12 protein-coding genes are annotated in these 11,566 nt (G+C 64.8%); 9 read left to right on the top strand and 3 right to left on the bottom strand.

Going from position 1 to position 11,566, the window contains the following annotated elements; all coding sequences use genetic code 11:
• Positions 1 to 186 precede the first annotated feature (186 nt).
• The 9 genes from lepA (at position 187) to nagZ (ending at position 8,158) form a co-directional block, all read left to right on the top strand.
• The gene (gene lepA, locus QTH97_RS07435; RefSeq protein WP_286567449.1) at positions 187 to 1,998 is read left to right on the top strand and encodes a translation elongation factor 4; all 1,812 of its coding nucleotides are present in this window, start codon (positions 187 to 189) and stop codon (positions 1,996 to 1,998) included.
• A 3-nt stretch (positions 1,999 to 2,001) separates the two neighbouring features.
• Positions 2,002 to 2,973: a signal peptidase I gene (gene lepB / locus QTH97_RS07430; protein WP_286567448.1), complete on the top strand. Its 972-nt coding sequence runs from the start codon at positions 2,002 to 2,004 to the stop codon at positions 2,971 to 2,973.
• Positions 2,974 to 3,006: 33 nt separating this feature from the next.
• Positions 3,007 to 3,363 (top strand): DUF4845 domain-containing protein, encoded by a 357-nt coding sequence (locus QTH97_RS07425; protein WP_286567447.1) that lies wholly within the window; start codon positions 3,007 to 3,009, stop codon positions 3,361 to 3,363.
• A 98-nt stretch (positions 3,364 to 3,461) separates the two neighbouring features.
• Positions 3,462 to 4,205 (top strand): ribonuclease III, encoded by a 744-nt coding sequence (gene rnc / locus QTH97_RS07420; RefSeq protein ID WP_444813393.1) that lies wholly within the window; start codon positions 3,462 to 3,464, stop codon positions 4,203 to 4,205.
• Positions 4,202 to 5,170 (top strand): GTPase Era, encoded by a 969-nt coding sequence (gene era / locus QTH97_RS07415; protein WP_286567445.1) that lies wholly within the window; start codon positions 4,202 to 4,204, stop codon positions 5,168 to 5,170. Before rnc ends, era begins: the two co-directional genes overlap by 4 nt.
• Positions 5,171 to 5,185: 15 nt before the next feature.
• Positions 5,186 to 5,944: a DNA repair protein RecO gene (gene recO, locus QTH97_RS07410; protein WP_286567444.1), complete on the top strand. Its 759-nt coding sequence runs from the start codon at positions 5,186 to 5,188 to the stop codon at positions 5,942 to 5,944.
• On the top strand, positions 5,941 to 6,696 hold the full coding sequence (locus tag QTH97_RS07405) for a pyridoxine 5'-phosphate synthase (RefSeq protein WP_286567443.1): 756 nt from the start codon (positions 5,941 to 5,943) through the stop codon (positions 6,694 to 6,696). Before recO ends, QTH97_RS07405 begins: the two co-directional genes overlap by 4 nt.
• Positions 6,693 to 7,088: a holo-ACP synthase gene (gene acpS / locus QTH97_RS07400; RefSeq protein WP_286567442.1), complete on the top strand. Its 396-nt coding sequence runs from the start codon at positions 6,693 to 6,695 to the stop codon at positions 7,086 to 7,088. Before QTH97_RS07405 ends, acpS begins: the two co-directional genes overlap by 4 nt.
• On the top strand, positions 7,085 to 8,158 hold the full coding sequence (gene nagZ, locus QTH97_RS07395; RefSeq protein WP_286567441.1) for a beta-N-acetylhexosaminidase: 1,074 nt from the start codon (positions 7,085 to 7,087) through the stop codon (positions 8,156 to 8,158). The genes acpS and nagZ overlap by 4 nt, the downstream gene beginning before the upstream one ends.
• A 16-nt stretch (positions 8,159 to 8,174) precedes the next feature.
• Here nagZ and QTH97_RS07390 read toward each other — a convergent pair whose 3' ends face one another.
• Genes QTH97_RS07390 through lysS form a run of 3 tightly spaced genes read right to left on the bottom strand, consistent with a single transcriptional unit; the run spans position 8,175 to position 11,511 of the window.
• On the bottom strand, positions 8,175 to 8,684 hold the full coding sequence (locus QTH97_RS07390; RefSeq protein ID WP_286567440.1) for a M48 metallopeptidase family protein: 510 nt from the start codon (positions 8,682 to 8,684) through the stop codon (positions 8,175 to 8,177).
• On the bottom strand, positions 8,681 to 9,961 hold the full coding sequence (locus QTH97_RS07385; RefSeq protein ID WP_286567566.1) for an Hsp70 family protein: 1,281 nt from the start codon (positions 9,959 to 9,961) through the stop codon (positions 8,681 to 8,683). Before QTH97_RS07385 ends, QTH97_RS07390 begins: the two co-directional genes overlap by 4 nt.
• Entirely contained in the window at positions 9,955 to 11,511 is a 1,557-nt protein-coding gene (gene lysS / locus QTH97_RS07380) for a lysine--tRNA ligase (protein ID WP_286567439.1), read from the bottom strand. The genes QTH97_RS07385 and lysS overlap by 7 nt, the downstream gene beginning before the upstream one ends.
• Positions 11,512 to 11,566: the final 55 nt, after the last annotated feature.

Genomic DNA, 11,566 nt, shown 5'->3' with positions numbered 1-11,566 from the left:
CCGCAACGACCGTTCCAGGGCTCCGGCCCGGCTGTACGCGCCCCCCTTTTTGCCTACAATGAAGTTCCAACTACTGCAGTTGCCATTGCTTGTTGGTTCAGGGCGCGTCTCTTGTGGACGCGCCCTTTTTTCTTGCCTGTCGCCTTCTGCGCACGAGCCAATTCAAGTACTTAAGCGTTCCCGTTGATGAATCACATCAGAAACTTTTCGATCATTGCGCACATCGATCACGGCAAGTCGACGCTTGCGGATCGCTTGATCCAACGTTGCGGTGGCCTCGCCGAACGCGAGATGGAAGCGCAAGTGCTCGACTCGATGGACATCGAGAAAGAGCGTGGGATAACCATCAAGGCACAGACCGCTGCGCTGCACTACAAGGCGCGCGATGGGCAGGTCTACAACCTCAATCTGATCGATACACCGGGCCACGTCGACTTCTCATACGAAGTGAGTCGCTCGCTCTCTGCATGCGAAGGCGCATTGCTCGTCGTCGATGCAAGCCAGGGCGTCGAAGCGCAGACCGTTGCCAACTGCTACACCGCGCTCGATCTCGGTGTCGAAGTGGTGCCTGTGCTCAACAAGATGGATCTGCCCAACGCGGACCCCGACAACGCGCGCGGCGAGATCGAAGACGTGATCGGTATCGATGCGACAGATGCGATTCCGTGCTCCGCGAAGACGGGCATGGGCATCGACGAGATCCTCGAGGCGGTGGTGACCAGAATGCCCGCGCCTCGCGGCAATCCCGCTGGCGCATTGCGCGCGATGATCATCGACAGCTGGTTCGATGCCTACGTCGGCGTGGTGATGCTGGTGCGTGTGGTCGACGGCCGCCTCGCCAAGGGCGAGCGCATCAAGATGATGGCCTCCGGTGCGATGTACAACGCGGACAACATCGGCGTGTTCACGCCGGCCAATGAGCCCCGCGCGTCGCTGGAAGCGGGCGAAGTGGGCTACATCATCGCCGGCATCAAGGAACTGCAAGCGGCCAAGGTCGGCGACACCGTCACTTTGATCAAGCCCGGGACCGGCGGCGCCGCTGCCACCGCGACCGAGGCGCTTCCCGGCTTCAAGGAAATCCAGCCGCAGGTGTTCGCAGGCCTCTATCCGACCGAAGCGAGCGAGTACGACTCGCTGCGCGATGCGCTCGAGAAACTCAAGCTCAACGATTCCTCGCTGCGCTACGAGCCCGAAGTGAGCCAGGCGCTGGGCTTCGGCTTCCGCTGCGGCTTTCTGGGCTTGCTGCACATGGAGATCGTGCAGGAGCGGCTGGAGCGCGAGTTCGACCAGGACCTGATCACGACCGCGCCGAGCGTGGTCTACCAGGTCGTGAAGAACGACGGCGAAGTGATCATGGTCGAGAACCCTTCCAAGATGCCCGACGTCGGCAAGATGGCGGAGATCCGCGAGCCGATCGTCACGGTGCACCTCTACATGCCGCAGGAATACGTCGGCTCCGTGATGACGCTCGCCAATCAGAAGCGGGGCGTGCAGATGAACATGGCCTACCACGGGCGGCAGGTCATGCTGACCTACGAGATGCCGCTCGGCGAAATCGTGCTGGATTTCTTCGACAAGCTGAAGTCGGTCAGCCGCGGCTATGCCTCGATGGACTACGAGTTCAAGGAATACCGCGCGTCGGACGTCGTCAAGGTCGACATCCTGCTCAACGGCGACAAGGTCGATGCGCTGTCCATCATCGTGCACCGCAGCCAGAGCCAATTCCGCGGCCGGGCAGTGGTGTCCAAGATGCGCGAGATCATTTCCCGCCAGATGTACGACGTCGCGATCCAAGCTGCGATCGGGGCCAACATCATTGCGCGTGAGACAATCAAAGCCCTCCGAAAGAATGTGCTCGCCAAGTGCTATGGCGGCGATATCACCCGCAAGAAGAAGCTGCTCGAGAAGCAAAAGGCGGGCAAAAAAAGAATGAAGCAGATCGGCTCGGTCGAAGTCCCGCAAGAGGCCTTCCTCGCCATCCTTCAGGTCGAAGACTAAAAGATGGCATTCCTCACTTCATTGATCCTTGCAGCCTTTGCAGGGTACATCGGCGCCTGGTATTTCGGCGTGGTCGAAGGCAACTTCGCGCTGCTGCTGTTTCTCGCGACGCTCGTCACCGGAATCTATTGGGTGGCCGAGCGCTTCTATTTCCTGCCGAAGCGCCGTCGCGCTGCGGCGGCGCTCGACGCATCGCTGGCGCAGCGACGCGAAGAACTCGCAAAACAGGGAATCACCCAGGTCGATACCGTCGACACCAAGGCGCGCGAGCGCCTGGTCATGCAACCGTGGTGGCTGGATTGGACTGCCGGCCTGTTTCCCGTCATCCTGGCTGTGTTCCTGCTGCGCTCGTTCCTGTTCGAGCCGTTCAAGATCCCGTCCGGTTCCATGATGCCGACCCTACTCACCGGTGACCTGATCCTGGTGAACAAGTTCGTCTACGGCCTGCGCCTGCCGGTCATCAACACCAAGATCACCGATGGCCGCCCGCCCGCGCGGGGCGACGTCATGGTCTTCCGTTACCCGCCCAAGCCGAGCATGGACTACATCAAGCGCGTGATCGGCGTGCCGGGCGACGAGGTGGCCTACCTCAACAAGAAGCTGACGATCAATGGCCAGCCGGTGAGCAAGGATGCGATTCCCGAGTATTTTGACGAGGAGGCCATGCGCTACCTCAAGCAATACACCGAAAAGCTGGGCGACAAGGAACACAAATTGCTCAATGACGACAGCCGCCGTGCGGGGTTGTCCGAAGCCGAGATCATGGCTTTCCCTTATCAGGAGAATTGCCGCTACAGTGTTGAAGGCGTGGTGTGCAAGGTGCCCGAGGGTCACTATTTCATGATGGGCGACAACCGGGACAATTCCCTGGACTCGCGCTATTGGGGATTCGTCCCTGACAGGAACATCGTTGGCAAAGCCTTCCTGGTCTGGATGAATTTCGGCAATTTCAAGCGCATCGGCGGCTTCCAATAAATATTCGAGCGTTTCAATCGAGGGGTAGAGGGCATGAGAGCAAAGCAGACAAGGCATCAACAGCGCGGCATCTCGTTCGTGGGGCTGCTGTTCGTGGCCATCGTGGTGGCCTGCGTCGGCGTGGTCGTTGCGCAGGTGATTCCCACGTTGATCGAATACCAGGCGATCACCAAGGCTGCGAACAGGGCGAAGGAGGGCACCACGGTGCCGGAAGTCCGCGCCATCTTCGACCGTGCCCAGGCCATCGACGACTTCAAATCGGTCAGCGGCAGGGATCTCGACGTGAAGAAGGACGGCGACAAGGTGGTCGTGTCCTTTGCCTACGATCGTGAAATCCACCTCTTCGGTCCTGCCTACCTGGTCCTGAAATACCAGGGCCAATCCAAGTAAATGCACACCCCCAGGCTTGCCCACTTCGTGTGGCCGCCCACCCCCTTGGAGGGGGCAACACCGGTGGACCGGCTAAGCCGGCTCCACGGTGTTTCTGGATGGGGCCTGGCTTTCCCGGCCTGCGCCATGGCGTTGAACGCGCCGTGAGTGAAGCTGGGCTTGGCGCGCTGCAGGCGCGTCTTCAGCATCCCTTCTCCGACGTTCGGCTGCTTCAACTGGCGCTGACGCACCGCAGTTTTTCGGCCGATCACAACGAGCGCCTCGAGTTTCTTGGCGATTCGGTGCTCAACCTCGCCGTGTCGCATCTGCTCTACGCGCGTCTTTCGGCACTGCCGGAGGGCGATCTGTCGCGCGTGCGGGCCAATCTGGTCAAGCAGGACACGCTGCACCAACTGGCGCTCAAGCTGTCGCTGTCGCCGCTGCTGCGTCTTGGCGAAGGCGAGTCGCGCTCGGGTGGTCAAAATCGTCCGTCGATCCTGGCCGATGCGCTGGAGGCGGTCATCGGCGCGGTCTACCTCGATGCCGGCTATGGCGCCGCGCAGGCGCTGGTGCACCGCCTCTACGAATCCGTCGAGATCAACCCGCGCATGGATGCGGCGGCCAAGGACCCGAAGACCGAATTGCAGGAATGGCTCCAGGGCCACAAAATGAAGCTGCCGGTCTATCGCGTGGTTGGCACGCTCGGCGCGGCCCACAAGCAGACTTTCGATGTCGAATGCGAGGTGCCTGAACTGGGCCTTCGCGAGCGCGGCATCGGCGGCTCGCGCCGCGCCGGTGAGCAGGCCGCCGCGGCGGCCATGTTGATCCGGCTCAAGGCGCGCGGCGCGAAGGCATCCCCATGAACGACCCCATCGAATCCCATCCTCCAGCGCCTGAAGGCGGGGCCGGAGCCCCCGGCGCCGAAACAGGCCAGCGCTGCGGCCTTGTCGCCATCGTCGGCAAGCCCAATGTGGGCAAGTCGACGCTGCTCAATGCGCTGGTGGGCCAGAAGATCAGCATCACCTCGCGCAAGGCGCAGACCACGCGTCATCGCATCACCGGCATGCGCACGCTGGGCGCGACGCAGTTTGTCTTCGTCGACACGCCGGGCTTCCAGACGCTGCACGCCAACGCGCTGAACCGTTCGCTCAACAAGACGGTGGTGGGTGCGGTGTCGGACGTCGACCTCATCCTGTTCGTCGTCGAAGCCGGCAGCTTCACGCCGGCGGATGAGCGGGTGCTGAAGCTGCTCGGCTCCGGCATCCCGACGGTGCTGATTGCCAACAAGCTGGACAACGTCCATCGCCGCGGCGACATCGCGCCGTGGCTGCAGACCATGCAGCAGAAGCACGCCTTCGCCGAGTTCGTGCCGATGTCGGCCAAGAACCCGAAAGACATCGAGCGCCTGTTCGGCATCTGCGAAAAGTACCTGCCTGAGCAAGCCTGGTGGTACGCCGAGGATGAACTGACGGACCGCAGCGAACAGTTCCTTGCCAGCGAAATGGTGCGGGAGAAGCTGTTCCGCCTGACCGGCGACGAGCTTCCCTACACCTCCACCGTCATCATCGACAAGTTCGAGGAAGAGCCTCCCGCCCGCAAGGGCCATAAGCGGCTGCTCAAGATCGCCGCGACGATCGTCGTCGAGCGCGACGGCCACAAGGCCATGGTCATCGGCGACAAGGGCGAGCGCATCAAGCGCATCGGCACCGAGACACGGCAGGAACTCGAGAAGCTCATGGACGCCAAGGTCTTCATCGAACTCTGGGTCAAGGTGCGTTCCGGATGGGCCGACGATGAAGCGAGGGTCCGCTCCTTCGGCTATGAATGAGCACGCCCCGGGCGTATGGCCTTAAAGCGCGTTTCGCACGAGCCGGCCTATGTGCTGCATCGCTATGACTGGAGCGAATCGAGCCTGATCCTCGAAACCTTCACGCGTCACCTCGGACGCATCGCGATCGTGGCCAAGGGCGCGAAGCGGCCCAGTTCCAATTTTCGGCCCGTGCTGTTGCCGCTGCAGCCGCTTCAGCTCAACTTCAGCGGCGACGCCGAGATCCGGACGCTCAAAGGCGCCGAGTGGATGGGAGGGCACGTGATGCCGACCGGCGAGGCGCTGCTGTCGGGCTACTACGTCAACGAACTCCTGCTGCGCCTCCTGGCCCGCGACGATCCCCACGAGGCGCTGTTCGATGCCTACGCTGCGGTGGTCCAGGTGCTGGCGAGCGAGCATGCGGGCGCGCAGGCCGCCACTCAATCGGCCGCGCTGCGCGCCTTCGAGCTGTTGCTGCTGCGCGAGGTCGGCCTTCTGCCCACGCTCGACGCCCAGACGCTCACGCTGGCACCCCTGTCGCCCGATGCCCGCTATGCGCTGGTGCCCGAGGCCGGTTTGCGCGAAGCGGCCGACGACGAGGCCGCGCTGAAAGGTGCCGACTGGCAGGTGCTGCAAGCCGCGCTCGACGATCGCGCGCCCTTCACCGCCACCTTGAGAGCCTGCGCCGGCGTCAACGGCGCATTGCGCAGTCTCCTGCGCACCTCGCTCAACTACCATTGCGGCGTTGCAACGCTGCGTACGCGGCAGATGATGCGAGACCTGCAAGCCCTATGAGCCTTCTGAAATCCACCGCCTTGTCCGTCAACCTCAACAAGGTGGCGCTGGTGCGCAACACCCGGCCGCTCGGCATCCCGAGCGTGCTCTTTGCCGCCGCGCTGTGCCTGGATGCCGGCGCGCACGGCATCACGGTGCACCCGAGGCCCGACGAACGCCACATCCGTCCGCAGGACGTGCGTGACCTGTCCGCGCTGCTGCGCAAGGATTGGCCCAAGGCCGAATTCAACATCGAAGGCAACCCTTTTCACAACCTGATGGAGTTCGTGCGCGAGCTCCGCCCGCATCAGGCCACTTTCGTGCCCGACAGCGAGACCCAGTCGACCAGCGACCACGGGTGGAGCTTCCCCGAGGATGCCGAACGCCTGCGGCCGCTGATCGCCGAAACGCGGGCGCTGGGCGTGCGTGTGAGCCTGTTCATGGACCCGAATCCCGACATGATGGCCGCGGCCAAGGCCGTGGGCGCCGACCGGATCGAGCTCTACACCGAGGGCTACGCCGCGTCCCGCGACACCCCCAAGGCGGATGCCGTGCTGAAGCTCTATGTCGACGCGGCGCGCGCGGCGCACGCCGCCGGCCTCGAAGTCAATGCCGGCCATGACCTCAGCCGCGACAACCTGACCGAGTTCCTGCGTTCCGTTCCGGCCGTGCGCGAGGTGTCGATCGGCCATGCCTTCGTCGCCGACTCGCTGGAACTCGGCTACACGGCGGCGACGCGCGAGTACCTGCAGCGCATCGCCGACGCCAAGTGATTTACGGCATCGGCACCGACATCTGCGACGTCCGGCGCATCGCCGCGACCTTCGAGCGCCAGGGCGATCGCTTTGCGCAGAGGGTCCTGAGCGACGCCGAGTACGCGATCTGGCAGGCCCGCAGCGCGCGTTGGCCACAACGCGGCCTGCGCTACCTGGCCACGCGCTTCTCGGCCAAGGAAGCATTCAGCAAGGCCATTGGCACGGGCATGCACATGCCGATGAGCTGGCGTCTGTGCGAGATCGCCAACCTGAAGAGCGGCAAGCCCGTGATCGTTCTGCACGGCGGCCTCAAGGAATGGTTCGAAGCGGAGGGCCTGAGCGCCCACGTGACTGTCACCGATGAAACCGACTACGCGGCGAGCTTCGTCGTGGTCGAACGCCACCAATGAATGACAACGCACTGCATGCCCCGCTGATCATCGACGTCGCGGGCACCGAACTGACTGCGGCCGATCGCCGCCGGCTCGCCGACCCGCTGGTGGGCGGCGTGATCCATTTCGCGCGCAACTGGCATGACCGGGCTCAGATGACTGCCCTGAACGCCGAGATCAAGGCGTTGCGCCCCGATATCCTGATCTGCGTCGACCATGAAGGCGGCCGCGTGCAGCGCTTTCGCACCGACGGCTTCACGCGCCTGCCGTCGATGCGCGTGCTCGGCGAGCTCTGGATGGACGATGCCCTGCGTGCTACCCAGGTCGCCGTCGCATGCGGCCACGTCCTGGCAGCCGAGCTTCGGGCATGCGGCGTCGATTTCAGCTTCACGCCGGTGCTCGACCTCGACTATGGCGAAAGCAGCGTGATCGGCGACCGCAGCTTTCACCGCGATCCGCGCGTGGTCGCGATGCTGGCCCGCAGCCTGATGCACGGTCTGCTGCAAGCGGGCATGGCCAATTGCGGGAAGCACTTTCCGGGGCACGGTTTCGTCAAGGCCGATTCCCACGTCGCGATCCCCGTGGACCGGCGCAGCCTCAAGGCGATCCTCGCCGACGATGCGCGCCCCTACGACTGGCTGACCGGCACGCTCGCCGCCGTGATGCCGGCCCACGTGATCTATCCCAAGGTGGACGATCGGCCGGCCGGCTTCTCGGCGAAGTGGCTGCAGCAGGTTCTGCGCGACAAGCTTGCGTTCGAGGGCGCTGTGTTCAGCGACGACCTGAGCATGGAGGCTGCGCGCCGCGCGCAGGGTGAACTGCTGAGCTACACCGATGCTGCGCTCGCCGCACTCGGGGCGGGCTGTGACCTGGCCTTGCTGTGCAACCAGAGCGTGGGCGAGGGCGCCGCGCTGGACGAACTGCTCGACGGTTTCGCCGCTGCGCAGCGCAGTGGCAGGTGGGTGCCGAATGCAGCCAGTGAGCTGCGCCGGCGAAGCCTTCTGCCTTGTGCTCCCGCATCGGATTGGGCCGCGCTGCAGCAATCACCCGTGTACCGATGCGCCATCGGGATGCTGCCGCGTCCCTAGGCCTGGGCGTGAGCCCTCAGGCCGCAGCCGACCAGAGCCGCTCGCCGCCGCCGTCGAGGTGCGTCAGGTACAGGCGCAGGTCGAATTCCAGCTGATGGTAGTCCGGCTCCATATGGGCGCAGAGCTGATAGAAGGCCTTGTCATGCTCGCGCTCCTTCATGTGCGCAAGCTCATGCACGACGATCATGCGCAGCCATTCGGCAGGCACTTCCTTGAACAGGCTCGCCACGCGGATCTCGCGCTTGGATTTCAGCCGGCTTCCCTGCACGCGCGAGACGGTCGTGTGAGTGCCGAGCGCGTTGCGGATCACGTGGAGCTTGTTGTCGAAGGCGACCTTGGAGAGCGGCTCGGCGTTCCGCATGAACTGGCTCTTGAGATCGTTGACATAGTCGTAGAGCGCGCGGTCGGTGCGGATGTCGTGCGTGCTGCCGTAGCGCTTGAGCAGCCACTCGCCGAGACGCCCTTGCACGACCAGCTGCTCGACCTGGGCGCGCAGCGCCGCGGGGTACGCGGCGAGGTACTTCATGCGGGTTGCGGCGTGCGCGCGTTGGCCGCGGCGTAGGCCAGGCCGGCGGCAACGCCGCCGAACAGGTCGCCCTCGACCAGGTCCGTGCCCGGAAACGCAGCCCGCAGCGCACCCTGGAAGGGCCGCAATGCGGAGGAGCCGCCGGTCAGGTAGATCGCGTCGAGCTTGCCGCCCGCGAGGTCCGCGCGCCGGACGCAGTCACGTGCGCAGGCCACCACGCTGTCGAGCAGCGCTGCAAGATGCCGCGCCATGTCGTCGGCGCCGAGTGCCGCGCTCAGGCCAGGTTCCGCGCAAGACAGGTCGATCGCCACGCCATCGTTCGTCATGGAGGTGCGGATCTTGGCCTCCTCGACCTCGCTGGCGATGCGGTGGCCTTGCCGATCGACCAGCACATTCACCAGCCGCTCGTGCAGGCGCATGTCGAGGTAGCTGGTGCGCAGGTCCTGCACCTGCCGGATGGCTTTCGGCGTGTAGAGCCAGTTGATCAGATGCCAGGACGACAGGTCGAAGAAGGTCCGGCTCGGAACCTCGCGGCCCTGAGGCCCGATGTGCCGGAAGCCGAGCTGCGGCATCACGCACTCGAGACTCAGGCGCTGGTCGTAGTCGGTGCCGCCGATGTGCACGCCGGTGGTGGCCAGCACGTCGCTGGCCCGGTCGGCGCGAGCGGTGCGCTCGGGGCCCAGACGCACGACGGTGAAGTCGGACGTGCCGCCGCCGATGTCGACGATCAGTACCAGCGATTCGCGGCTGACGCGCCGTTCGTAGTCGAAGGCCGCCGCGATCGGTTCGTACTGGAACTCGACGTCGCCGAGACCGGCGTTCACCGCAGCCCGGCGCAAGGTGTCTTCCGCCAGCCTGTCGCGTTCTTCGTCGTCGTCGACGAAGCGGACCGGCCGGCCGATCACCACACGCCCGGGTTGCGCGCCCAACTGCTTGCGAGCGCGCGCGCCGAGTTCCGCAAGGAAGAGCGTGACGATGTCCTCGAAGCTGACCCGCTCGTTGAGGATCTCGGTCTGCTCCTGCATGAGCGAGCTGCCCAGCAGGCTCTTCAGCGAGCGCATCAGCCGGCCTTCGGTGCCCGACAGGTAGTGCGCGATGGCATCGCGTCCGAAGTGCGTGGTGCGATCCTCGGCGTTGAAGAAGAGGGCGGTCGGGATGGCGGTGGCGGAGCCTTCCAGCGTCAACGGACGCGCCAACCCGTTGTCCGCCACGAAGGCGACCGCGGAGTTCGACGTGCCGAAGTCGATCCCGATGGCGGGTGCGTGCGTGCTCAAGATTCCCGACGCAGCGCAGGGAACAGGATCACGTCGCGGATGCTCGGCGAGTCGGTCAGCAGCATCATCAGGCGGTCGATGCCGATGCCGCAGCCGCCGGTCGGGGGCATGCCGTATTCGAGCGCGCGCACGAAGTCGTGGTCGTAGAACATCGCCTCGTCGTCGCCGCTGTCCTTGGCCGCGACCTGCGCATTGAATCGCGTGGCCTGGTCCTCGGCGTCATTCAGCTCGCTGAAGCCGTTGCCGAACTCGCGACCGGTGATGTAGAGCTCGAAGCGCTCCGTGACCTCCGGGCGCTCGTCGTTGGCCCGTGCGAGCGGCGAGATCTCGGTGGGGTGCTCCATGATGAAGGTCGGTTGCCAGAGCTTTTCCTCGACCGTCTCCTCGAAGTACATCACCTGCAGGCTGGCCAGGCTGCGTTGCGAGAGCTTGTCCTTTTCCTCGCTCAGGCCGATCTTGCGCAGCGCGTTGACGAGCCAGGTGGCGTCATCCACGTTCGTGCCGGCATCGGTGTGCTTGAGGATCGCCTCGCGGATCGTCAGTCGCTCGAAGGGCTGGCTCAGGTCGACCGCCTTGCCCTGGTAAGTCAGTTGCTGCGTGCCCACCGCCTTGTCGGCGATCGTGCGGATCAGCGTTTCGGTGAAGTCCATCAGGTCGCGGTAGTTCCAGTAGGCCGCGTAGAACTCCATCATGGTGAACTCGGGGTTGTGCCGCACGGAGATGCCTTCATTGCGGTAGCTCCGGTTGATCTCGAACACGCGCTCGAAGCCGCCGACGATCAGCCGCTTGAGGTACAGCTCGGGGGCGATGCGCAGGAACATCTCCTGGTCCAGGGCGTTGTGGTGCGTCTTGAAGGGCTTGGCGTTCGCTCCGCCTGGAATGGGGTGCAGCATGGGCGTCTCGACTTCGAGGAAGTCGTTGGCCACCATGAACTCGCGCAACGCGCTGACGGCGCGGCTGCGGGCTGCGAAACGCTCGCGCGCGGTGGAATCGGTGATCAGGTCGACATAGCGCTGGCGATACTTCTGCTCCTGGTCGGCCATGCCGTGGAACTTGTCCGGCAGCGGACGCAGGCTCTTGGTCAAGAGCCGCAGCTTCGTGACCTTGACCGAGAGCTCCCCGGTCTTGGTCTTGAACGCCGAGCCTTCGGCGCCGACGATGTCCCCGAGGTCCCAGTGCTTGAATTCGGCGTAGGCCTCTTCGCCGACCGCGTCTCGCGTGATGTAGAGCTGGATGCGACCCGTGGCGTCCTGGATCGTCGCGAAGCTGGCCTTGCCCATCACCCGCTTGAGCATCATGCGGCCGGCAACGCTGACCGCGATGGGAGTGGCTTCGAGCACGTCGGACGGTGTTTCGCCGTGTGCCGCGACGAGGGCGGCGGCGCGGTCGCCGGGCTTGAAGTCATTCGGGAAAGCGACACCCTTGCCGTCGGCCTGGGCGGCACGCAGTGCCTTGAGCTTTTCGCGCCGTTCGGCGATGAGCTGGTTGTCGTCGGTCACGGCGACCGGCGTGGGGGCAGGAACGGGTACGGAGGGGGTCAGATGGTCGGACATGGGGAGGCAGGATGGGGCGCGGGCGGGAGCGCGCGCAACCCGCCATTTTAGCCGC

Source organism: Variovorax gracilis (assembly GCF_030317115.1).
GTDB classification, from domain to species: domain Bacteria; phylum Pseudomonadota; class Gammaproteobacteria; order Burkholderiales; family Burkholderiaceae_C; genus Variovorax; species Variovorax gracilis.
Note: the sequence above shows the minus strand (reverse complement) of the source record. Positions and strands in the feature narration are given on the sequence as shown.

What these genes read in the sequence shown, in the direction of transcription:
- era (WP_286567445.1), top strand. Translation starts at nt 4,202, where the DNA reads ATGAACGACCCCATCGAATCCCATCCTCCAGCGCCTGAAGGCGGGGCC.
- recO (WP_286567444.1), top strand. Translation starts at nt 5,186, where the DNA reads ATGGCCTTAAAGCGCGTTTCGCACGAGCCGGCCTATGTGCTGCATCGC.
- lysS (WP_286567439.1), bottom strand. Translation starts at nt 11,511, where the DNA reads ATGTCCGACCATCTGACCCCCTCCGTACCCGTTCCTGCCCCCACGCCG.
- rnc (WP_444813393.1), top strand. Translation starts at nt 3,462, where the DNA reads ATGGGGCCTGGCTTTCCCGGCCTGCGCCATGGCGTTGAACGCGCCGTG.
- QTH97_RS07405 (WP_286567443.1), top strand. Translation starts at nt 5,941, where the DNA reads ATGAGCCTTCTGAAATCCACCGCCTTGTCCGTCAACCTCAACAAGGTG.
- lepB (WP_286567448.1), top strand. Translation starts at nt 2,002, where the DNA reads ATGGCATTCCTCACTTCATTGATCCTTGCAGCCTTTGCAGGGTACATC.
- QTH97_RS07390 (WP_286567440.1), bottom strand. Translation starts at nt 8,684, where the DNA reads ATGAAGTACCTCGCCGCGTACCCCGCGGCGCTGCGCGCCCAGGTCGAG.
- QTH97_RS07425 (WP_286567447.1), top strand. Translation starts at nt 3,007, where the DNA reads ATGAGAGCAAAGCAGACAAGGCATCAACAGCGCGGCATCTCGTTCGTG.
- lepA (WP_286567449.1), top strand. Translation starts at nt 187, where the DNA reads ATGAATCACATCAGAAACTTTTCGATCATTGCGCACATCGATCACGGC.
- nagZ (WP_286567441.1), top strand. Translation starts at nt 7,085, where the DNA reads ATGAATGACAACGCACTGCATGCCCCGCTGATCATCGACGTCGCGGGC.